The sequence below is a fragment of the Paraphotobacterium marinum genome, assembly GCF_002216855.1.
GTDB lineage: Bacteria > Pseudomonadota > Gammaproteobacteria > Enterobacterales > Vibrionaceae > Paraphotobacterium > Paraphotobacterium marinum.
This window is the reverse complement of sequence record NZ_CP022355.1, coordinates 276,014-299,748: the sequence shown is the minus strand read 5'-3', so window position 1 is coordinate 299,748 and position 23,735 is coordinate 276,014. Positions and strand designations below refer to the sequence as shown.

The window sequence follows — 23,735 nt, the reverse complement described above, 5'->3', positions numbered from 1 at the left end:
ATGAGTAGTGAACTTGATACATTAAGAAAAGAGATTGATAATTGTGACTCTGAGCTATTAGATATATTATCTAAAAGATATAAGGCTGTTGAGAAGATTGGCCAAATAAAACAAACATTGGGACTTCCTATTTATTCACCTGATAGAGAAAAAAAAATGTTTAAAAGTCTTAAACAAATGGCTCTTCAAAAAAAATTTCCCCTGATTTAATTGAAGATATCATAAAGAGAATTATGCAGGACTCTTATTCAAAAGAGAATAATCATTCATTTAATTGTTTAAATGATAATAATAAATATATTGTCATTGTAGGTGGTAATGGCAAATTAGGGGGCTTATTTTTAAAATTATTTAAATCATCAAAATATCGAGTTGTTTCTGTTGATAAACAAGATTGGGCATCATCAAGTGATTACTTTAAGAATGCTGCACTTGTAATTGTATCAGTACCTATTTCATTAACAAAAAGTGTGATTAACAAAATTCCTGTTTTGCCTAAAGATTGTATTTTAGCTGACTTTACTTCCTTAAAAAAAGAGCCTTTAGCTGCCATGTTAGCTCAGCACTCTGGTCCTGTAGTAGGATTACACCCAATGTTTGGGCCAGATATAAAAAATTTAGCTAAACAATTAATAATATGTTGTAATGGCCGTCAAAAAGAAAGTTATCGCTGGTTTCTTGATCAGTTGATAATATGGGGAGCAAATATAGTAGATATATCTGCGGATGAACATGACCATTATATGAAATACATACAGGTTTTAAGGCATTTCACGTCATTTATTTATGGTAACTTTCTTAGAGATCAAGATGTAAATTTAAAAAAATTAATAGATTTGAGTTCTCCTATCTATAATTTGGAATTGACTATGGTTGGTCGCTTATTTGCTCAGGATCCATCATTATATAAAGATATTGTTTTTTCATCAGAACAAAGTTTAGATATTATTGATGAATTTCTGAAATATTTTTCATTAAATTTTTCACATCTAAAAAAGAAAAAGGAGAACACTTTAAAGCCGAATTTAAAGAGACGTCTGAATGGTTTGGTGATTTTTCTAGAAAATTTATGAAAGAAAGTAAAAGATTATTGATTCAAGGAAATCAAAAGTAAATTTTATTTACTTAATTTTAAAAGTGTTTGAGCTTTCGTAAACACTTTTAGGATAACAGCCCAAAATCTGATGAAAATTAGTGATCTTTCTGAGCTTTTGGATTGCTTCTATGAATTTATAGCTCTCACTATTTTCTTCTACATCAATATAAAATAGGTATTCCCATGGGTTCCCTATGATTGGTCTAGATTCTATTTTTGTCATATTTATATCTAGTTGTTTAAAGATATTTAAACATTCAGCTAAAGAACCACATTCTTTGTTTGTTGACAAAATTAAGGATGTTTTTGCTGGGATATGTTGGCTTACTGGTTCTTTGTTCCTTGAAAGTAAAAGAAAGCGAGTAATATTATTTTTTTGATTGGCGATATTCTGCAATAAAGGATAAAGGTCATAGAGATCGCAACATTGCGTATTTCCAATTGCAGCAATATTAGGGTTTTTGCTATTTTTTACTTCGATAATAGCATCAGCTGAACTATTACAAAATTTAAACTTTACATTAAGCTGCGATAGAAAATTACTACATTGCTCATATGGCTGTGGATGTGTATATATTTCCTTGATTTCACTCAAACAAATTTTTTGTTTTGTAATTATTGTATGAGGTATATCAATGTATATTTCACCAATAATATTTAAATGCGAGTTTTTGAAGAGATCATAAACTTGATTAATAGAGCCTGAAGTAGAGTTTTCAATTGGTACGATACCATAATCGGCACATCCAGTTTCTACATTTTGAAAAATAGCATTAAAGTTATCGCAGTTTAAATCAACTGTTCGTAAGCTTTTTTTATTAAAATAAGAATGTGCTGCAACACTAGAATAAGAACCTTGTTTACCAAGATAAGCAACTTTTACAACTGATACCTTTTCTGAACTATATTTATTTTGGAACATGGATTGTTGTATTAGAACTGAATCTTCAATTATAGAGTTATATATCTTAGAGATGTAGTGCGAATCTAAACTTAAATTTTTTCCTTTAGAAATTAGATTATTTAGTAATGCATGCTCTTGTTTAATGTCCCTGATATCTAAATTAGATTTTATCTTAAGCTGGGCTACTTTTTGACTTAAACTTCTTCGACTAGAAAGCAGTTCTAATAGTTTTAAATCAACAGAATTAATTTTATCTCTAAGTAGTTTAAGTTTAGTATTTATCATAATTAAATTTAGGCACTATTTTGGATTAATAGTACCTAAATTTATAGATATTACAAGTCACTTTCTTCAATGATTCTGTTTTCTATATTTATTTCCATTTGTTTTGCCTTCTCGCCATTGGAAACACGTCTTGATTCTGACTTATGTTGATGTTTGTTTAGCTGTCTCTCAAGTTTATGAAAAGCGTCATTAATAGAAGCATAAAGATTATCTTTCGAAGATGAGGCCTGTAATGTTGAACCGGGAATCGATGAAGTTACTTCAACAGTGTGAACGCCATGAGAATCTTTTTCTATTAAAATGTGGTTTTTTATAAATGGGACGTTAAACTTTTCTAATTTTGAAAATTTTTCGTCAATTTTTTCTCTTACTGCAGGAGATATTTTTTCAAAGTTTTTACCAGTAATTTCAGTTGTCATATTCTTTTCCTTATAATCAACGAAGTAATCTGTTTACCAGATTACTTGATTAGTAAAAAAATAAAATGATATTTGTCACAATTATGAACCATACAGGTTATTTGGATAAATATTCATCATGATTACTTATGTTAGGATTTTATTTCATTTAGTTGTTTAAGCTTTTGATATTCTTTTTTTTGTGAATTTAAATTAAGTTTATCATAACCTTGAATTTGAAAATTTATTGCTTCTTTAGCAGACTTTGTATCAGAGTACAAAATTTGAATTTTCTTTGCTCGATTGATTGAAGAAATCCAAGCACCTTTCTGATTGTAATAATTTGCTATAGAGTATTCATGTTGGGCAAGTTGATTTTTAATAAATATCATCCTGAGCTGTGCGTCTCTAGCATATAAGCTATTAGGGTAGAGAGTTAGAAGTTTTTTGTAGGCAAAAAAAGCTTTCATTTTATATTGATCGGTTCTATCCGAATTATCCACGTTAAATAAGTATTGAACGTAATTTGTATTTAAAGCTTGATAGTTAAGCCCCTGCATGTACAAAACCCAGTCTGAATGAGGGCTTTCTGGAGAAAGTTGCTCATACTTTAAGATTTGTGCATCAGCTAAATTGTATTGGCTGTTCTGATAATATGAAAAGATTAAATTTAGTTGTACTTGGTCATAATAAATCCCGAAGGGATAATTTAAATCTATGTATTCAAAATTTTTAATTGCGCTTGCATAGTTTCCATTATTCATTTCGCTGACACCATCATTGAACAGCTTAGATTGTGGAGCATCTGGACTTATTTTATCAGTTGATGTGCAGCTAGAAAGCATAATTGCGAATAAGAAAGGCATTAAAATTTTTTTACATACGTTCATTATTAACAGTAATCCCTAATTTAATATTAAATAAATTCTTATTGTTATTATAACACGTAACTCTTTTCAGGTTACTAAAATTTAATTTATGTTATAATAAAAAAAATTTAATGAAGTTGTTAGTATGTTAAAGCAAATAGAATTAAAAACAACAATAGATTTTGACTTTTATGGAAATAGACTTGATCACACTTTGTCCTCTATTTTTACTGATTATTCCCGTAATAGAATTAAAGAATGGATTTTATCTGGTTTTATTAAAGTAAATGGAGTTACAATTATTTCTCCAAAGTGCAAGGTAAAAGGCGGCGAAGCAGTTGAGATTAATGCACATATTGAAGAACAAGAAAGGTGGTTGCCACAGGAAATTTATTTAGATGTTGTGTGGGAAGATGATCATATCTTAGTGATCAATAAACCTCAAAATTTTGTTGTGCATCCTGGTGCAGGTACTCCTGACAAAACGGTATTGAATGCTCTGCTATACAGATATCCTGAGCTTTCCTTGGTTCCTCGAGCTGGTATTGTACATAGGCTAGATAAAGACACTACAGGTCTAATGGTTGTAGCTAAGACTATTGAAGCACAAACAAAACTGGTCAATATGCTTCAAAAACGACTTTTTACAAGAGAGTATGAAGCTCTTGTTAATGGGACATTAGTTGGAGGCGGTCAAGTGAATCAACCTATTGGAAGACATCCTTCAAAAAGAACATTGATGTCAGTAAATGCAAATGGTAAACAAGCAATTACTCATTTCAGGGTAGCGACAAATTATCGTGCGCATTCGAGAATTATCTTAAGACTAGAAACTGGTAGAACTCATCAAATTAGAGTGCATATGTCTTATATTTCACATCCCTTGATTGGGGATACTGCTTATGGAGGTCGTCGTAGAATAGCAAAGAACATTTCAAGTTCATTGAAAGCTTGTTTACAGTCTTTTCCAAGACAAGCTCTACATGCGAGAATGTTGAGACTAAATCATCCTATTACAAATGAAGAAATGAGCTGGAAAGCGCCACTACCTAATGACATGAAGTTGCTAAAAAAAGAACTAGAAGAAGACTTTAAAATTGGCGAATAATAGAATAAAAATTATACCTGATTGTTTTGATTCAAAAAAAGTTGATGCTTTTTTTTCAACAAGAAATGGTGGATATAGTCAAAAGCCTTATGATTCAATGAATGTGGGTTTTCATGTGGGTGATGATAGACAAAATGTTATCCGAAATAGAAAAAAATTATTTGTATCCCCAAAAAATCTAGTTTTACCAATTAATCTAACTCAGCAACATAGCGACAAAGTTGTGGTATTGAATAAGCATAGCGATTTAGGGTTGGATTATTTTGGTGATGCGGTTTACACAAAGTTAATTGGTGTTCCTTGTGCAGTAATGACAGCAGATTGTGTGCCAATCTTACTTTCAAGTATTGATGGTAATGAGATAGCTGCTTGTCATGCGGGATGGAGGGGTTTGCTGTCAGGTGTTATTGCAAACACTTTGGAGTGTTTTTCTTCACCGAAAAATCAAATTATTGCATGGATTGGTCCATCTATAAGTTCGAAATTTTTTGAGGTTAAGAATGATGTTGTTAAATTATTCGAAGAAAAGTTTCCAAACTATAACGATAGAGTTATATCTTTTAATAATGGTAAGTTCTTTGTAGATATGCAATATTCGACAGAAATACTTTTGCTAAGGGCAGGGGTTAAAAAAATTAAACAAAGTAGAATGTGTACTTATGAAAATAGGGAAACTTTTTTTTCTTATAGAAGAGATCATGTTTGTGGTAGACATTTTAGTAGTATTGTAAAAATTTCATAAAGTAAATATCTTAATCTTGTTTTTTTCAAATTAAGCTATATGTATATAAATATATACAAAAAATTAATAGGTTAATTATGAGACTCGATAAATTTACTACAAAATTTCAAGAAGCTCTTTCTGAATCTCAATCTTTGGCGATTGGGAGTGATAATCAATATGTGGAGCCCGTACATTTACTTTATTCGTTGATAAATCAATCGAATAGTTCAATTTCACCGCTTTTGCAGTTATTAAAAGTGGATGTTCCTTCGTTTAAAGAGCATTTGTCTTCAATACTTAACAATCAACCCAAGGTATCGGGTGCAAATGTTAATGTTCAGATCTCACAGCAACTTTTAACATTGCTCAATCTATCAGATAAACTTTCTCAGAAAAGAAATGACAAATATATTTCATCAGAGATGTTTTTATTAGCTCTTTTTGAAAATTCAAATCAATTGAGTGATTTACTTACTAAGTATAATTTAACAAAAGTAAACGTTGAGAATGCAATAGATAAAATTAGAGGAGGAGAGAGTGTGGAAGAGCAAAATTCAGAAGAAAGTCGTCAAGCTTTAGAAAAATATACAATAGATCTTACTAAAAGAGCCGAAGAAGGTAAACTTGATCCTGTCATTGGGCGTGATGAAGAAATAAGAAGAGCAATTCAAGTACTCCAAAGAAGAACTAAAAATAATCCTGTTCTAATCGGTGAACCGGGTGTTGGTAAAACAGCTATAGTTGAAGGACTTGCTCAAAGAATAATTAATGGAGAGGTACCGGAAGGTTTATCTGATAAAAAAGTACTTTCTTTAGATTTAGGTGCCTTAATTGCAGGCGCTAAGTTTCGTGGAGAATTTGAGGAGAGATTGAAAGCTGTATTGAAAGAATTAGCAAAAGAAGAAGGCAAGGTTATTTTATTTATTGATGAAATTCATACTATGGTTGGAGCAGGAAAGACTGACGGTGCTATGGATGCCGGTAATATGTTAAAACCAGCTTTGGCAAGAGGTGAACTTCATTGTGTGGGTGCTACAACTCTTGATGAATATAGGAAATATATTGAAAAAGATGCTGCTTTAGAGCGTCGTTTTCAAAAGGTATTAGTAGAGCAACCTACTGTAGAAGACACAATAGCTATTTTACGTGGATTAAAGGAACGATATGAAATTCATCATCATGTTGATATAACGGATCCAGCTATAGTTGCAGCAGCAAGATTATCTAATCGATACCTAACTGATCGTCAATTGCCAGACAAAGCAATTGATTTAATTGACGAAGCAGCCTCAAGTATTAGAATGCAAATTGATTCAAAACCTGAATCTATGGATAGGTTGGAGCGCAAACTTATTCAAATGAAGATAGAAGTGCAGGCATTAGAAAAAGAAAGTGATGATGCAAGTAAAAAGAGATTAACTTCATTAAATAAAGAAATCTCTAAAAAAGAAAAAGAATATTCAGATCTTGATGAAGTCTGGAAAGCAGAGAAAGCTTCACTTTCAGGCACACAAAATATAAAGCTTGAGTTGGATAAGACAAAAAATGAACTTGAACTAGCAAGAAGATCTGGGGATTTGAATAAGATGTCGGAGCTTCAATATGGTAAAATTCCTGAATTAGAAAAACAATTAAACCTTGCTTCTCAGGCAGAAAATCAGGAGATGACGTTACTTAAAAATCGTGTTACAGAAGATGAAATAGCTGCAATTTTATCCAAACAAACAGGTATACCAGTATCTAAAATGTTAGAGGGTGAAAAAGAAAAATTGCTCAATATGGAGACTGTGCTTCATAGAAGTGTCATTGGACAAAAAGAAGCTGTTGATGCTGTATCCAATTCGATTAGAAGAAATAGAGCAGGGTTGAGCGATCCAAATAGACCAATTGGTTCCTTTTTATTCCTAGGACCAACTGGTGTGGGTAAAACTGAATTATGCAAAGGTCTTGCAAACTTTTTATTTGATTCCAAAGAAGCGATGATTAGACTAGATATGTCTGAATATATGGAAAAACACTCCGTTTCAAGGTTAGTTGGTGCTCCTCCTGGTTATGTTGGGTATGATGAAGGTGGTTATTTGACTGAAGCAATTAGAAGAAAACCCTATTCTGTTGTTTTGCTTGATGAAGTTGAAAAAGCTCATCCAGACGTGTTTAATATTTTATTACAAGTTCTGGACGATGGGCGTTTAACAGATAGTCAAGGACGGACTGTTGATTTCAAGAATACTGTATTAATTATGACCTCCAATTTGGGTTCTGATAAAATACAAGAGTTCTTCAATGAAAGGCTTAATAACGATGATGTTGTAGATAGTATTGTAGATGAAGAACTTGATTCTAAAGGTTCTTTAAAAGAACATCTTCAAGAAAATAAGGAACAAGTTGATTATGAGTTAGTTAAAACAAAAGTTATGGAAGTGGTTGGTGCTTATTTTAGGCCTGAATTTATTAATCGTATTGATGAGTCGGTGGTTTTCCATCCATTAAGTGAAGATAATATCAAACAGATTGCAAGGATACAGCTTAATCAATTAGGTGAGAGATTAAGAGATAGAGATTATCAGATTGTTTTCGATGAAAATACGGTTTCATTTGTTGCAAAAGCTGGGTATGATCCTATTTTTGGGGCTAGACCTTTAAAGAGAGCTATTCAAAATTACATTGAAAACCCTCTATCTAAAGACATATTATCAGGTAAGTTACTACCCAAAACAGAAATAGAAGTTTCTTATGTTGATGGTTCGCTTGAAATAAAATAACGCCAGGATTCTCACTAAATATATAAAAAAAACATAAGTGAATGATTTGTGTTCACTTGCGTTTTTTTTTTATTTTTATGCTTGACTACTTCATTTTTTTTGCGTAATATTTGCAACCCTAAGCAGGGATAACTTGCTGAAGTTCTTTAAAAATATAACTAGATAATCTGTGTGGGCACTCGTGAATGATAGTCATTAAAAAAGAATTATCAATGAGCTGAGTGACCGAAATGAATAGAGATATTCATCACAGTCAATTTATTAATCAGAATTCATTGAGCCAAAACTTTAATTGAAGAGTTTGATCATGGCTCAGATTGAACGCTGGCGGCAGGCCTAACACATGCAAGTCGAGCGGTAACAGGGGAGAGCTTGCTCTCCTGCTGACGAGCGGCGGACGGGTGAGTAATGCCTGGGAATATGCCCTAATGTGGGGGATAACCATTGGAAACGATGGCTAATACCGCATAATCTCTACGGAGCAAAGGGGGGACCTTCGGGCCTCTCGCATTAGGATTAGCCCAGGTGGGATTAGCTAGTTGGTGAGGTAAGGGCTCACCAAGGCGACGATCCCTAGCTGGTTTGAGAGGATGATCAGCCACACTGGAACTGAGACACGGTCCAGACTCCTACGGGAGGCAGCAGTGGGGAATATTGCACAATGGGGGAAACCCTGATGCAGCCATGCCGCGTGTATGAAGAAGGCCTTCGGGTTGTAAAGTACTTTCAGTTGTGAGGAAGGTGGTAGCGTTAATAGCGTTATCATTTGACGTTAGCAACAGAAGAAGCACCGGCTAACTCCGTGCCAGCAGCCGCGGTAATACGGAGGGTGCGAGCGTTAATCGGAATTACTGGGCGTAAAGCGCATGCAGGCGGTTTATTAAGCCAGATGTGAAAGCCCCGGGCTTAACCTGGGAATTGCATTTGGAACTGGTAAACTAGAGTCTTGTAGAGGGGGGTAGAATTTCAGGTGTAGCGGTGAAATGCGTAGAGATCTGAAGGAATACCGGTGGCGAAGGCGGCCCCCTGGACAAAGACTGACGCTCAGATGCGAAAGCGTGGGGAGCAAACAGGATTAGATACCCTGGTAGTCCACGCCGTAAACGATGTCTACTTGAAGGTTGTGATCTTGAATCGTGGCTTTCGGAGCTAACGCGTTAAGTAGACCGCCTGGGGAGTACGGTCGCAAGATTAAAACTCAAATGAATTGACGGGGGCCCGCACAAGCGGTGGAGCATGTGGTTTAATTCGATGCAACGCGAAGAACCTTACCTACTCTTGACATCCAGAGAACCTTTTAGAGATAGAAGGGTGCCTTCGGGAACTCTGAGACAGGTGCTGCATGGCTGTCGTCAGCTCGTGTTGTGAAATGTTGGGTTAAGTCCCGCAACGAGCGCAACCCTTATCCTTGTTTGCCAGCACTTCGGGTGGGAACTCCAGGGAGACTGCCGGTGATAAACCGGAGGAAGGTGGGGACGACGTCAAGTCATCATGGCCCTTACGAGTAGGGCTACACACGTGCTACAATGGCATATACAGAGGGCTGCCAACTCGCGAGAGTGAGCGAATCCCATAAAGTATGTCGTAGTCCGGATTGGAGTCTGCAACTCGACTCCATGAAGTCGGAATCGCTAGTAATCGTGGATCAGAATGCCACGGTGAATACGTTCCCGGGCCTTGTACACACCGCCCGTCACACCATGGGAGTGGGCTGCACCAGAAGTAGATAGCTTAACCTTCGGGAGGGCGTTTACCACGGTGTGGTTCATGACTGGGGTGAAGTCGTAACAAGGTAGCCCTAGGGGAACCTGGGGCTGGATCACCTCCTTACCTTAAAGATTATATTGATGTAGTGTCCACACAGATTATTTAGTTAAATATTAAAGAGATTTTCAAGATAGTTAATCTTGAAACCCAAGTCCCGTTCGTCTAGAGGCCTAGGACACCGCCCTTTCACGGCGGTAACAGGGGTTCGACTCCCCTACGGGACGCCACTTAGGGTCGTTAGCTCAGTTGGTAGAGCAGTTGACTTTTAATCAATTGGTCGCAGGTTCGAATCCTGCACGACCCACCATTATTTAATTTAATGGTTTTTTAAGTGGGCGATTAGCTCAGTTGGGAGAGCACCTCCCTTACAAGGAGGGGGTCACTGGTTCGAGCCCGGTATCGCCCACCATTTTCTCCTGGGGCTATAGCTCAGCTGGGAGAGCGCCTGCCTTGCACGCAGGAGGTCAGCAGTTCGATCCTGCTTAGCTCCACCAATTCCTAAGCTGTTTGATTGAGACACTTTAGGAATTGGTTTTTTTGAAAACCATAGCTCTTTAACAATTTGGAAAGCTGACTAGTAAAATAATTCTAACGAGAGTTAGAAGAGTTCTCAAAAAGCAAAACACATCAAGTGTCTTGTATTTTTAAGATCCGGCGAAACAAAGAACCTTGGTTGTTTAGACATACGTGAGACCCTTTGGGGTTGTATGGTTAAGTGACTAAGCGTACACGGTGGATGCCTTGGCAGTCAGAGGCGATGAAGGACGTACTAACTTGCGATAAGCGTAGATAAGGCAGTAAGAGCCACTTGAGTCTACGATTTCCGAATGGGGAAACCCAACTGCATAAGCAGTTATCCTAAACTGAATACATAGGTTTAGGAGGCGAACCGGGGGAACTGAAACATCTAAGTACCCCGAGGAAAAGAAATCAACCGAGATTCCGGTAGTAGCGGCGAGCGAAACCGGACCAGCCCTTAAGTTTTCATTGTGCTAGGCGAAAGTTTTGGAAAATTCTGCGGTACAGGGTGATAGCCCCGTAGCTGAAGGCGCAATGATAATGAAATCGAGTAGGACGGGACACGTGACATCTTGTCTGAATATGGGGGGACCATCCTCCAAGGCTAAATACTCCTGACTGACCGATAGTGAACCAGTACCGTGAGGGAAAGGCGAAAAGAACCCCTGTGAGGGGAGTGAAATAGAACCTGAAACCGTGTACGTACAAGCAGTGGGAGCCCCTTCGTGGGGTGACTGCGTACCTTTTGTATAATGGGTCAACGACTTAATTTTAGTAGCAAGGTTAACCGAATAGGGGAGCCGTAGGGAAACCGAGTCTTAACTGGGCGAATAGTTGCTAGGATTAGACCCGAAACCAGGTGATCTAGCCATGGGCAGGTTGAAGGTGAGGTAACACTTACTGGAGGACCGAACCGACTAATGTTGAAAAATTAGCGGATGACTTGTGGCTAGGGGTGAAAGGCCAATCAAACCTGGAGATAGCTGGTTCTCCCCGAAAGCTATTTAGGTAGCGCCTCGGACGAATACTACTGGGGGTAGAGCACTGTTAAGGCTAGGGGGTCATCCCGACTTACCAACCCTTTGCAAACTCCGAATACCAGTAAGTACTATCCGGGAGACACACGGCGGGTGCTAACGTCCGTCGTGGAGAGGGAAACAACCCAGACCGCCAGCTAAGGTCCCAAAGTTATAGCTAAGTGGGAAACGATGTGGGAAGGCTTAGACAGCCAGGATGTTGGCTTAGAAGCAGCCATCATTTAAAGAAAGCGTAATAGCTCACTGGTCGAGTCGGCCTGCGCGGAAGATTTAACGGGGCTAAGCTATACACCGAAGCTGCGGCAGCGTGCATTAGCATTGCTGGGTAGGGGAGCGTTCTGTAAGCCGTTGAAGGTGGATTGTAAAGTCTGCTGGAGGTATCAGAAGTGCGAATGTTGACATGAGTAACGATAAAGGGAGTGAAAAACTTCCTCGCCGGAAGACCAAGGGTTCCTGTCCAACGTTAATCGGGGCAGGGTAAGTCGACCCCTAAGGCGAGGCCGAAAGGCGTAGTCGATGGGAAACGGGTTAATATTCCCGTACTTTTTATAATTGCGATGGGGGGACGGAGAAGGCTAGGTAGGCCTGGCGACGGTTGTCCAGGTTCAAGAGTGTAGGCTAATGACTTAGGTAAATCCGGGTCATTGTTAGGCTGAGACTTGATGTCGAGCTGCTACGGCAGTGAAGTTATTGATGCCATACTTCCAGGAAAAGCCTCTAAGCTTCAGATTATAAGAAATCGTACCCCAAACCGACACAGGTGGTCGGGTAGAGAATACCAAGGCGCTTGAGAGAACTCGGGTGAAGGAACTAGGCAAAATGGTACCGTAACTTCGGGAGAAGGTACGCTCTTGACGGTGAAGAGACTTGCTCTTGGAGCTGTTGAGAGTCGCAGATACCAGGTGGCTGCAACTGTTTATTAAAAACACAGCACTGTGCAAAATCGAAAGATGACGTATACGGTGTGACGCCTGCCCGGTGCCGGAAGGTTAATTGATGGGGTTAGTTTTCGGACGAAGCTCTTGATCGAAGCCCCGGTAAACGGCGGCCGTAACTATAACGGTCCTAAGGTAGCGAAATTCCTTGTCGGGTAAGTTCCGACCTGCACGAATGGCGTAATGATGGCCACGCTGTCTCCACCCGAGACTCAGTGAAATTGAAATCGCAGTGAAGATGCTGTGTACCCGCGGCTAGACGGAAAGACCCCGTGAACCTTTACTACAGCTTGGCACTGAACATTGAGCCTACATGTGTAGGATAGGTGGGAGGCTTTGAAACGGTGACGCCAGTTATCGTGGAGCCAACCTTGAAATACCACCCTTGTATGTTTGATGTTCTAACTTAGCCCCATAATCTGGGGTGAGGACAGTGCCTGGTGGGTAGTTTGACTGGGGCGGTCTCCTCCCAAAGAGTAACGGAGGAGTACGAAGGTGGGCTAATCACGGTCGGACATCGTGAGGTTAGTGCAATGGCATAAGCCCGCTTGACTGCGAGAATGACGGTTCGAGCAGGTGCGAAAGCAGGTCATAGTGATCCGGTGGTTCTGAATGGAAGGGCCATCGCTCAACGGATAAAAGGTACTCCGGGGATAACAGGCTGATACCGCCCAAGAGTTCATATCGACGGCGGTGTTTGGCACCTCGATGTCGGCTCATCACATCCTGGGGCTGAAGTCGGTCCCAAGGGTATGGCTGTTCGCCATTTAAAGTGGTACGCGAGCTGGGTTTAGAACGTCGTGAGACAGTTCGGTCCCTATCTGCCGTGGGCGTTGGATGATTGAAGGGGGCTGCTCCTAGTACGAGAGGACCGGAGTGGACGAACCTCTGGTGTTCGGGTTGTTACGCCAGTAGCATTGCCCGGTAGCTAAGTTCGGAATCGATAACCGCTGAAAGCATCTAAGCGGGAAGCGAGCCCTGAGATGAGTCATCCCTGATACTATAAGTATCCTAAAGGGTTGTTGGAGACTACGACGTAGATAGGCAAGGTGTGTAAGCGTTGTGAGGCGTTGAGCTAACTTGTACTAATTGCCCGTGAGACTTAACCATACAACACCCAAGGGGTTTTGCAGGATTTTAAAGATATAAAGATCTTGATGTGTATTGCAGAGTCAGCTTTTCGAATTGTAAACAAATTTTGCTTGGCGACCATAGCATTATGGCACCACCTGATCCCATGCCGAACTCAGAAGTGAAACGTAATTGCGCCAATGGTAGTGTGGGGATTCCCCATGTGAGAGTAGGTCATCGCCAAGCTTTCCTTTTTTACGGAGCGGTAGTTCAGTTGGTTAGAATACCGGCCTGTCACGCCGGGGGTCGCGGGTTCGAGTCCCGTCCGCTCCGCCATTATTTTATTTATAAAAAATAACAAATTTTTCTTCATTCTTTATAATAAAATTTATCTTCAATTATATTAGTTATAAAAAAAAAAAATTTCTTAGTTACTTATTGCAAAACCTATATTATTATAAGTAAAACATTTTTAATAAAAGCGCAAACAATATGTATATACTCACTGTTATATTATTGGTATATTTTTTTTCTATTGTAATTATCAGATTACGATGTAAAAACTTTTTTAAATTAAGGAAGCAACTGTCAGATTTTTCAGTGTTTATGGTTCCTTTCAATTTACCTGCTTATTTATTATCGAAAGTACCTACAACATCAAAAATAAGTGCCGAATACTTTCCTGAATTAAATGAGTTAGAACATAATTGGGAAACTATCAGAGATGAAGCATTGCAATTATTTGAAAATGGTTATATCAGTATAAAAGAAGACCTTCCAGCGAGTAGCTTTTATAAGGATGGTAGGTGGACTAGTTTTTACCTTAAGGTATACGATTGTGATATTCCTTCAGCAAGGGAATTAGCGCCTAAAACTATGGAGTTATTAAACAGAATTCCAAATATTAATCTGGCATTGTTTGCTTGCCTAAATCCAGGTAGAAAATTAAAAGATCACCATGATCCATTTGCATATACTGTTAGATATTCATTAGGCTTAAGTACTCCTAATTCGGATAAATGTGCTATTGTTGTTGATGGTGACTCATATACTTGGGAAGATGGTAAGGGTATTCTTTTTGATGAAACATTTTTACATTCAACTCATAATGAGACTGATAAACCAAGAATAATATTAATGACAGATGTCGATAGACCTTTGAAAAGTACATTTATACAAAAATTATATTTTATGTTTGGAAGGTTTTTCAATAGCTTTTTTTATATAGATAATGTTGATTCAAAAAAGAGTGGCTTTGGTAACAAGATCACACCATATTTAAATAAATATAGGAAGTTTCAGAAGAACTTAAAACATAATCATAATTCAGTGTATAAATTAGTAAAATTAGGATTGCTGATTTTTTTCATTTTCATTATATATATAATTTTATTTTAATTAATAAAAGTTAATTTATTTTTCTGGAATGTATTAGTACACTTACAGTTAAGCAGATTGTTCCGCCTAACTGTAAGAAGTTTTATACAATAATAAAATGAACTAAATTATACATTAATTTTTATGAAGCTCTTCGTTTAAAGAGAATGTCTTACTGTTAGTCAAGCACTCAATGCTTCCATTTAAAGAATTTCTTCTAAACAGTAAGTTGTCAAGATTTGCTAAATCTGAAGCTTTAGCTTTTTTCAAAACTTTCCCACTTTCATCCAAGACATTCACTTTTGAACCAGAGGTTACATATAAACCAGCTTCTATAATACAATTATTTCCAAGAGGGAAACCCAACCCAGAATTTGCACCTAAAAGTGATTTTTCACCAATTGATATTGTTACTGTTCCTCCACCACTTAAGGTGCCCATTATAGATGCGCCTCCACCAATATCACTACCATTGCCAACAACAACACCAGCTGAAATTCTTCCTTCAACCATACTCTCTCCGAGAGTACCTGCATTAAAGTTAACAAAACCTTCATGCATGATCGTTGTCCCTTTGCCAAGGTATGCACCAAGCCTGACACGGGAACAATCACCAATTCTGATTTGTGATGGAACAATATAGTCTACCATTTTAGGAAATTTGTCGACAGAATAGATTTGAATAACTTCACCATTGAGTCGAGCAATCATTTGTCTTTCTTCTAAATCTTCTAAGTCAATTGCTCCTTTATCAGTCCAAGCAACATTTTTTAAAACACTAAATATACCACTCAGATTTAAATCATGAGGTTTGACTAATCGATTTGATATCATTTGTAATTTAAGAAATGACTCTGGGATTGATGATGGTGGTAAGTCTTTATCTAAATTGATTATAAGTATTTCTTTAGAAGAACTCTTTGCGTGTTTTAAGAGATTTGCTGTTTTAGAGAAGTTTTGGAAAATATTTATAAATTTATCATATTGATTTTTTTTGATGAGAAAATACTGTTCTTTTGAAGAACTTTGTTCCATAACATCATTTAATAAATTTTGAATAGGGTGTAATATTGGTTCTGGGTAGTAAACTTCTATAATTTCATTTTTAGAGTTTTTTGTAATAATACCTACTGCTAAGCATAAAGATGCCATATAATTAGTTCCTTATATGTGTTGAATTAGAGTTTTAAATGATAAAAACTTAATTAATTTTTATACGATTTTAACAAAAAATTATATTTTATTATATCTATTTTATTAAGTAACAATTTGCTTAAGGGAAAAAAGAAGTGATTAACTTTGTGTATTCAAACGATACATCTGTTTTGGAAAACCTATTGATTGAAATGTCAAAAAGGCAAATGCAGAGTAATTTGAAGAAATTTATCATAACTGGAAAAGTTGATAGGGACATCATCCAAGAAATTAAAAAAAACACAAAAATTGATAAAATAGATATAGTTCATTTGTCAAATGAACTTAACATATGTGAAAACTTATTTCTTTTTTTAAGTAAAGAAAATAATATTGAATTAGTTGAATGGGAAAAAACTTTTTTTTGGTTGTATTCGGTTATTGAAAAATTAACAGGTGATACTTTTGAAAATCTAAGATATCTAAATAATCTTGTAGATTCTTTTAAAGAATTAGATTCAGAAGAAAAAACAAACCATGAAATATCTAATAGTTTGTTGCACTTTAATTCTTTCGAAAAAAAACTAAATCAAAGAACTCTTTACGAAAAAGTGAGTTTACAGCTTTATCAACAAAATATTTTTACTAATCAGAAAATTTTAAAAAAATTAAAAAAAATCATCACACCAGAATTTATCGATAAATATAATGTAAATATTTTTCTACCCTCAAAAATTAGTTTAATAGAAGCAGAAACTTTAAAGTTTTTAAGTAAGTTTATAACTATAAATATTTTTTTTCAGTGTCCTACAAAAGAAATAAGCATGTATTTGGATTATGGGGATACATCAAATGCAGATAATTTTATTTTATCTAAATTTAAACAAAAATACATTAATACTTTTAATAATATAGCTAACATACCTCTTAACGAAATTACGGCTTTTGTTCATTTCTCACCTGTTAAAAGTAGATTAGAAGAATTGAAAAATAATTTGTTACATAATAATGATAATGATATAAAAAATGCGTCTTTTAATAATGGTAATAAAGTTCATGAAAATATCCTTATTAAAAGCTATGATTCAAAAAAGAATGAAGTGCAGGGATTAAAACAAAAATTATTAGAATTTAAAAGTACCTCAGGTTTTGATTATACGGATATCGTAGTTTATGTATGTGATTTGAATTCCTATTCATCAATTATAAAAGGTTTATTTTTAGGTGATACAGCTTTTAAAGATGCCGATATTCAAATACTTAAAGAAAAAAAATTAAATCAAAACTCTGAAATTCAATTGTATCTAAAGTTATTAAAAATAATACATTCAAATTGTACTATCGATGATTTTTTGAATATTATTGAATCTTCTCAAATAAAATTAAAATTTTTATTTTCCGATTTAGATTTAAATTTAATTCGTAAAATTATCAAGGAAAACAAGATATCTGAAGGGATAAGTAACGATATTTCAGTTCATAATAGTTTTACCGATGAACATGGTTTTTTGTTTGGTCTAGATAGAGCACTAAAAAAACTATTTCACCCTTCAAAAATATTTAATATTTCTAGAAATGAGCAAATTTTATTAAGTGGTGTTTTTGATAGATTATACTATTTTTTAAGACTATTATTAAAATATCAAAGAATCTTTAATTATAAAAGAACTTTAACTGAATGGACTAGTATATTAGAAAAGATAGCAGTAGATTTTTTTTCTCATGAAGATGATAACTTAGAGTATATTAATATTCATAATTTAATAGAAGAATGTCATTGTTATTATCAACCCACTATTAAGACTTATAAGTTTTCCTTTAAAGTTATTTTATTTGTTTTAGATAAAATGTCGAATAATAAAATTAAGGAAAAAGTTCCTGTTGGTAAGAAAATTCTTTTTTGTGATTTTCATAGTGATATTACCTTTCAAAAAAAAACCATTTGTTGCTTAGGTTTTGATAACTATGATAACCAGTCATTTCCTAATAATGATTTATACTCTGATAATAAAATTATTGATGTAATACTCAGTGCACAGGATTATTTATACATAAGTTATATTAAAAGAAAAAAAACAAAATTAAACCTACCAATTCAATTACTCAATTATCTGCAGTTTTATATGTCTAAAAAATCATTACATAAAACTCGAAAAGATAATAATCAACTGATTTCAGCATCTTTTAAAAATTCAATTTCATTTCAGTTAGAAAAAATAAAAGGTAAGAATATCAAAACAACTGTAAAACCTAATCACCTAGAGCTTGACTATAGTGAATTGGTAAGAATATTACCTTCTCCAATTAAGTTTTATCTAAGAAGAAAGTTATATTTTCAGCCAGAATCAATTTATAAAAATATAATTTCTAAAGATGATTTGATGATAACGCTAAAAGAAGAGACAAAAATATCAGAGTTCATTTTTAATGAAGTACTAAATAAAAAGAGATTAGATGTTAATACAGTATTCAAAATGTTGGTAGATTCGGGGCATTTCGTTGATTGTAATTATAATAAAAACATTATTAAAGCAACATATTTAAAGGTAAGAAGTCTCTTAAGTAAAAAAAAATATTGTTTAGAAAACTTTAAAACAATTAAGCTAGAAAAATTAAACCTATTTCATGAAAATCAAGCTATAATTTTAAACTCAGTTGTTTTGAGGCTTTATGATAATCATATTGTGGATTTTAACTTTAAAGATCTTAAATATAATAAACTGAGTTATAAAATTAGTATAATTAACTGGATAAATCATTTAATTTACAATGCCTTCATAGAAGAGAAAGATACTTTTATCATTTTTTATGACAACACTTTCATAATAGATAAAGTGCAAAGTATTAAAGCGAAAAAAATTTTATATGAATTGATAAGTTATAGTATTGATTTTTCAAACTCTAAAATCCAAATGCCTTTAGAGTATTTATATGACCATTACGACTCTAAGAATACATGTGCTCTATTAAGTGATGACTTTATTTCAAAATTTATTGAAGATATTTCTTTTGAACACAAAGATAATTTAAACTTAAAAGAAAATTTAAAAATGTCAAATTTCTCATTTTACTTCAAGGGAATAGATAAAGAGGAATTAAAGAAGAATATTGACAGGGCTTTTGAGTTTATAAAAGTAATGCAAGTACATATTCATAAAGCAAAAAGAGGTTTTGATTAAAATGAAATCAATTTTCAAAATTGAGGACTTTCCTCTTAATGGCCAATTTTTAATAGAAGCATCAGCGGGATCTGGAAAAACTTTTACGTTAATAATTATTTTTCTAAAAGTTTTATTAAAAAATGCTATTCATCCTTCAATAAGCACAAAGGTAAAGTTAGATGATATTTTAATTGTAACCTTTACCAATTTAGCTGCATCTGAATTGAGTGAAAGAATTGTAGAATTATTAATTGACGCTAAATTAATTTTTGAAGAAAAAATCACTGAAAGCAAATACTTTGTTCCAATTAATAGTATTAGAAATCAAGTTGTTGACACAAAGCTAGCTATAACAATATTAAATTCATCCATTAAAAATATTGATAAATTATCAATATATACCATTCATGGTTTTTGTCATAAATTTTTGTATGACATAGATGAAGTTTTACAAACTAACCCTATGGATTTAATATCAAATACATATAATTTAAAAAAAAGATCGGTCTCAATATTTTGGAAGAAATACTATTTAAAGGCCGATAGTCAATTATTAGAAATAATATCATCACTTTGGAGCACACCTACTCAATTATTAAATAAAATAGACAAACTGATTGATAACTCTATCCCCATAACTGAATACTATAAAATTGAAAAAATAGAAGAAAATTTAAGCTATTTTAATTCAAAAATTTATTTAATTAGAGAGTTATGGACTCATAAAGAAGAAATATTTGATGAAATATTTAATTTACCATGTATTAATAAAAGAAAATATAATCGCAGAAATATGCGTGTATGGCAAAATAAAATTGATTTGTTTTTGAACAGCTCTGAATTCCAAAATTTTGATAAAGAAGTTTTTGTCAAATTTAGCTTAAGTAATTTTCAGGATCAAATAAATTCGAATGAAAATAAAATTTTGTATCAATTTTCTTCAGCAATAGATAATTTAGTCTTTAAAAGCAATCAAATAATAGATATGTTAGTAAATCATGCTGTAAATGAGACTAAAAATTCTTTTAATATATTAAAAGAAAAGTTAAATCTGATAACTTACGACGATTTGATAAAGCGAACCTCTGAGATATTTAATAGTGATGATAGATATGTTATTAAAGAAACTTCTAATAAGTTTCCATATGTGTTAATTGACGAATTCCAAGATACAGATCAAAATCAATATGATATTTTTAATATCAATTATGAATTAGCAAAACCGGAGTCACTTCTTTGTTTAATCGGTGATCCAAAACAGTCAATATACTCATTTAGAGGTGCAGATATAGACGTTTATCATGCTGCGATTAAAAATGTTAATCAAATTTTTTATTTGGATTGTAGTTTTAGATCATCTGAAAAATTTATAGAAGGTATTAACTCTATTTTTAGCTTAAGAGAAGATCCATTTTGCATTGGAAATAGAATCACATACCAGTCTTTATTACCTAGTCCGATATCAAAAGTAAAAACATGGTTTGTAAATAATAAAGAAAACAAAACTATTAAGTTCTTAATATCGAATAAGATGAGTAAAAAACATGAAACTTTTGAAAAAATAATTAAAGAAACGGCTAATGAAATTTATAAGATTTTGGATAGCAATGTAAGTTTGTATGATGGAAATAATAAAAAACATGTTCAAAAGAAAGATATCACAATTTTAGTTAGAACAAATGATGAATGTTTATTAGTTAAAAAAAAGCTCAAACAGTTAGAAATTGAAAGTGAAATAGTTTCTAATAAAAAAAATGTTTTTGAGTCTCATTTAATTATAAACATTATCTATCTTTTAGAATTAATTGATGATCCCAGTAACTTGCAAAAATTATCTTCTTTTTTATGTTGTGACTTTTTTGCAAATAAGCCATCTGATTTAAATTCTTTACTGGAAGAAGAAAAGACCATTGAAGCTATTAGGGCTTCAATATATGAGTACAGAAAAATTATCATTAATGATGGTTTATTTGCAATGATATTAATATTTATTGAAAGAGAAAGAATATACGAACATCTGCAATCTGATAAAGATAGGAACAGATTAATTGATGATTTTTTGTATATTTCAGAGACTTTAAATGAAGAGTTTAACAACTTCTATCATTTAAAAAGCTTTATTCGGTGGCTTTGTGAAGGTATTATTTCACCGGAAAGTATGAGCCCACAAGAAACCCATGAAAGCTCAGAAGACGCTATAAAAATTTCTACAATTCATAATTCTAAAGGATTGGAGTATAGCATTGTATTTCTTCCATTTATATTTTATTTTAATATAAAAAAGAGTTCGATCGATTATGATATAAAAAATAAAAGATATTGTTTATCCAAAAAGCTGGATAAAGAAATTTTAAAAAACCCATTGTTTAAGGAAGAAATTAGATTATTGTATGTTGCAATAACCAGAGCTATTTATGGATGCTATTTAGGAGTTGTTGATGGATATAATTACAGCCCTCTTAACTATATAATAAATTGCGACACAAACAAAACACTTAGTGATGAAGTGAAATGTTTGTGTAATTTAAATGAAAACTTTGAAGTAATAGACAAGACATATTAACTTGAAAGCAAGTCAATTAACCAGTATGATTCTGGGTTATCTGGGCATTGAAATGGGCCACATTCAATAAAAGTTGCTATTAAGGTAACAAATATACTTATCATCGCAATCAAACCTACAACATTATTGAAGTTACTTATACCTTTAAACGACTCCTGAACTTCACTATTTTGTAATATCATTAGTAGGGATATTATAATTATAGTGGCACCGAAAAGTATAAAAGCCCATGTATAAAAATGAAACCCAAAAATTGCACTTCCATATGGAGGTGTCCCAGGTATAACATGAAGAGAAACTTGTCTCAATGATGCAATTCCTCCAAAAACAGCCCCCAACAAAGCAATTCCATAATGTTTTAAGGATAAACCATGTTTGATGTTCAAAAATAAACCATACATCACAAAACAAAATCCAACTCTTTGAAGAAGGCAAAGAGGACAAGGCAATTCATTCCAAACTAATTGAAGAACTAATGCAACAATTAAAACAACTGACAAGCCAAGCAGTCCAAGTGCATTTATGTTTTGTAAGGAAGTATTATTCATAATTTAATCCTTATAATAATATCGATAAGGTGTCTGTAGCGTGATGATTTAGCCAAAAACAACTTATAATAAATGAGATGCTAAAGACTACGTATCCCATTCTTTTTCTATTTAAATACGAAAATAAAAAAGATAAAAACAAAAGAAAAAAAATCAAAGAAATCATACCTGTAGCTCAATTTAATAAAACTTAATTAAATATAGACCTAGATTAAAAAAAAACCAAACATAAAAGTTAACTCAAATTCTCATTTTTTAAGACTATATAAATAAAAATCATTATTTAATGAAATTTATAGTATAATTTAAAAATTTAAAAAAATATTAGATTGTATTATTGAGTTAATAAAATATTATTAACAAGTTGATTAATAACTTTTTTAAGTAAGAATTTAAATATGAATGAAGCATTGAGATTTAATGGAATAGAAAGACTATACGGACATGAACAATTTGATAGATTAAAGAATTTAAGTGTGTGTGTAGTAGGTATTGGTGGAGTTGGATCATGGGTATGTGAAGCTTTAGCCAGAACTGGAATTGATAATATTACAATGATTGATATGGATGAGATTTGTGAGTCTAATATTAATCGTCAAATTCATGCTGATACTTCTACTATTGGGAACTTAAAAACAGAAGAAATGTTGAAAAGAATTACCAACATTAATCCAAAATGTAACGTCAATATAATTGATGATTTTTTAGATCTTGAAAATATCAATATTCTCATTAATCAAAATTTTGATTTGGTTATTGATGCTATTGATAATGCACGAGTAAAAGCTGGACTAATTAATTTTTGTTATAGAAAAAAAATTTCCATTGTATCTGTTGGTGGCGCAGGTGGACAAATTGACCCTACAAAAATTAAAATAGATGATTTATCAAAAATATATAACGATCCTTTAATGTCAAAAGTGAGAAATCTACTAAGAACAAAATATGGATTTCCGAGAGATAAAAAATTCAAAATAAAAGGGGTTTTTTCTGAAGAACAACTGAGGTATCCTGACACAGAGGGTAAAACTTACTCTTTTAAAAAACCAGGTAACACTACAAAATTAGATTGCTCAGGAGGATTTGGTTCTTGTTCAATAGTGACTGCATCATTTGCATTTTTTGCTGTTTATGCGGGTTTAAAGTTAAAAAAAATTACTTAAACCTCTATCAGTTTTTGTTCTATAGACTTTATGATAGAGTCTATACCCGACATTTTTGTTGCACTTAATGTATTTGGTAAGTTATATGCCTTTAAAATATTAGATAAATCACTTTTTCTTAAAATATCTAAGCTTTGGTTTTGTATAAAATCTAACAACAAATAAATAATACCATTTATAAGTCTTGATTCGGAGTAAAGATCAATATTAACTTGTTCATTATCAATAGTTATGTTTAACCAGACGTCATTTTCACAACCAGATATTAAATTTTTATCAATTTTTTTTCTAAAGGAATTGATTTAACTAGTTTA

14 protein-coding genes, 5 tRNA genes, 3 rRNA genes and 1 pseudogene are annotated in these 23,735 nt (G+C 33.4%); 16 read left to right on the top strand and 7 right to left on the bottom strand.

The genetic code is table 11. The features are described 5' to 3' along the window. Positions 1 to 1,114, top strand: a pseudogene (tyrA, locus tag CF386_RS01580) (bifunctional chorismate mutase/prephenate dehydrogenase). Between the two features lie 7 nt (positions 1,115 to 1,121). On the opposite strand, the gene pheA reads toward tyrA, so the two are convergent. The 3 genes from pheA to CF386_RS01565 form a co-directional block, all read right to left on the bottom strand. Beyond that, positions 1,122 to 2,285, bottom strand: coding sequence for a prephenate dehydratase (gene pheA, locus CF386_RS01575; RefSeq protein ID WP_089072754.1), 1,164 nt, complete (start codon positions 2,283 to 2,285; stop codon positions 1,122 to 1,124). Between the two features lie 50 nt (positions 2,286 to 2,335). Continuing rightward, a complete protein-coding gene (gene hpf / locus CF386_RS01570; protein WP_089072753.1) occupies positions 2,336 to 2,704 on the bottom strand; it encodes a ribosome hibernation-promoting factor, HPF/YfiA family in 369 nt (122 codons plus the stop codon). 131 nt (positions 2,705 to 2,835) lie between these two features. Then, positions 2,836 to 3,573 carry an outer membrane protein assembly factor BamD gene (locus CF386_RS01565; protein ID WP_089072752.1) on the bottom strand — a complete coding sequence of 246 codons (738 nt, stop codon included), beginning with the start codon at positions 3,571 to 3,573 and terminating at the stop codon, positions 2,836 to 2,838. A gap of 124 nt (positions 3,574 to 3,697) precedes the next feature. On the opposite strand from CF386_RS01565, the gene rluD reads away from it, so the two are divergent. From rluD to CF386_RS01505, 12 genes are all read left to right on the top strand, one after another. Then, positions 3,698 to 4,660: a 23S rRNA pseudouridine(1911/1915/1917) synthase RluD gene (gene rluD, locus CF386_RS01560; protein ID WP_089072751.1), complete on the top strand. Its 963-nt coding sequence runs from the start codon at positions 3,698 to 3,700 to the stop codon at positions 4,658 to 4,660. Beyond that, positions 4,650 to 5,402: a peptidoglycan editing factor PgeF gene (gene pgeF, locus CF386_RS01555; RefSeq protein WP_089072750.1), complete on the top strand. Its 753-nt coding sequence runs from the start codon at positions 4,650 to 4,652 to the stop codon at positions 5,400 to 5,402. The genes rluD and pgeF overlap by 11 nt, the downstream gene beginning before the upstream one ends. 77 nt (positions 5,403 to 5,479) lie before the next feature. After that, positions 5,480 to 8,146 (top strand): ATP-dependent chaperone ClpB, encoded by a 2,667-nt coding sequence (gene clpB / locus CF386_RS01550; protein WP_089072749.1) that lies wholly within the window; start codon positions 5,480 to 5,482, stop codon positions 8,144 to 8,146. Between the two features lie 289 nt (positions 8,147 to 8,435). After that, positions 8,436 to 9,976 (top strand): 16S ribosomal RNA (locus CF386_RS01545). An 88-nt stretch (positions 9,977 to 10,064) separates the two neighbouring features. Further along, positions 10,065 to 10,140: transfer RNA gene (locus CF386_RS01540), tRNA-Glu, on the top strand. Between the two features lie 4 nt (positions 10,141 to 10,144). Beyond that, positions 10,145 to 10,220 (top strand) — tRNA-Lys (locus tag CF386_RS01535). 26 nt (positions 10,221 to 10,246) lie between these two features. After that, positions 10,247 to 10,322, top strand: a tRNA-Val gene (locus CF386_RS01530). A 9-nt stretch (positions 10,323 to 10,331) separates the two neighbouring features. Then, positions 10,332 to 10,407: transfer RNA gene (locus tag CF386_RS01525), tRNA-Ala, on the top strand. 215 nt (positions 10,408 to 10,622) lie between these two features. Then, positions 10,623 to 13,514, top strand: a 23S ribosomal RNA gene (locus CF386_RS01520). 91 nt (positions 13,515 to 13,605) lie between these two features. Continuing rightward, positions 13,606 to 13,721: ribosomal RNA gene (gene rrf, locus CF386_RS01515) — 5S ribosomal RNA — on the top strand. Together the 16S, 23S and 5S rRNA genes with 5 tRNA genes alongside form the textbook arrangement of a ribosomal RNA operon. Before the next feature lie 13 nt (positions 13,722 to 13,734). Further along, positions 13,735 to 13,811: transfer RNA gene (locus CF386_RS01510), tRNA-Asp, on the top strand. Between the two features lie 270 nt (positions 13,812 to 14,081). Further along, complete coding sequence (locus tag CF386_RS01505; RefSeq protein WP_225971711.1) at positions 14,082 to 14,873, top strand: aspartyl/asparaginyl beta-hydroxylase domain-containing protein; 792 nt, start codon at positions 14,082 to 14,084, stop codon at positions 14,871 to 14,873. 114 nt (positions 14,874 to 14,987) lie between these two features. Here CF386_RS01505 and CF386_RS01500 read toward each other — a convergent pair whose 3' ends face one another. Further along, complete coding sequence (locus CF386_RS01500) at positions 14,988 to 16,004, bottom strand: DapH/DapD/GlmU-related protein (RefSeq protein WP_089072747.1); 1,017 nt, start codon at positions 16,002 to 16,004, stop codon at positions 14,988 to 14,990. Positions 16,005 to 16,141: 137 nt separating this feature from the next. On the opposite strand from CF386_RS01500, the gene CF386_RS01495 reads away from it, so the two are divergent. Together CF386_RS01495 and CF386_RS01490 are read left to right on the top strand one after the other, a co-directional pair. Next, positions 16,142 to 19,165 carry an exodeoxyribonuclease V subunit gamma gene (locus CF386_RS01495; RefSeq protein WP_089072746.1) on the top strand — a complete coding sequence of 1,008 codons (3,024 nt, stop codon included), beginning with the start codon at positions 16,142 to 16,144 and terminating at the stop codon, positions 19,163 to 19,165. A 1-nt stretch (position 19,166) separates the two neighbouring features. Continuing rightward, positions 19,167 to 21,710, top strand: coding sequence for a UvrD-helicase domain-containing protein (locus CF386_RS01490; protein WP_089072745.1), 2,544 nt, complete (start codon positions 19,167 to 19,169; stop codon positions 21,708 to 21,710). Here CF386_RS01490 and CF386_RS01485 read toward each other — a convergent pair. Both CF386_RS01485 and CF386_RS12945 read right to left on the bottom strand, forming a co-directional pair. Further along, positions 21,707 to 22,258 carry a disulfide bond formation protein B gene (locus tag CF386_RS01485; protein ID WP_089072744.1) on the bottom strand — a complete coding sequence of 184 codons (552 nt, stop codon included), beginning with the start codon at positions 22,256 to 22,258 and terminating at the stop codon, positions 21,707 to 21,709. The genes CF386_RS01490 and CF386_RS01485 overlap by 4 nt on opposite strands. Before the next feature lie 10 nt (positions 22,259 to 22,268). Beyond that, positions 22,269 to 22,424 carry a DUF5993 family protein gene (locus tag CF386_RS12945; RefSeq protein ID WP_225971710.1) on the bottom strand — a complete coding sequence of 52 codons (156 nt, stop codon included), beginning with the start codon at positions 22,422 to 22,424 and terminating at the stop codon, positions 22,269 to 22,271. Between the two features lie 232 nt (positions 22,425 to 22,656). Here CF386_RS12945 and CF386_RS01480 point away from each other — a divergent pair, with 232 nt between their 5' ends. Next, positions 22,657 to 23,421 (top strand): tRNA threonylcarbamoyladenosine dehydratase, encoded by a 765-nt coding sequence (locus CF386_RS01480; protein ID WP_089072743.1) that lies wholly within the window; start codon positions 22,657 to 22,659, stop codon positions 23,419 to 23,421. Here the strand turns inward: CF386_RS01480 and CF386_RS01475 are convergent. Beyond that, positions 23,418 to 23,702, bottom strand: coding sequence for a SufE family protein (locus tag CF386_RS01475; protein WP_225971718.1), 285 nt, complete (start codon positions 23,700 to 23,702; stop codon positions 23,418 to 23,420). The genes CF386_RS01480 and CF386_RS01475 overlap by 4 nt on opposite strands. Between the last annotated feature and the right edge of the window lie 33 nt (positions 23,703 to 23,735).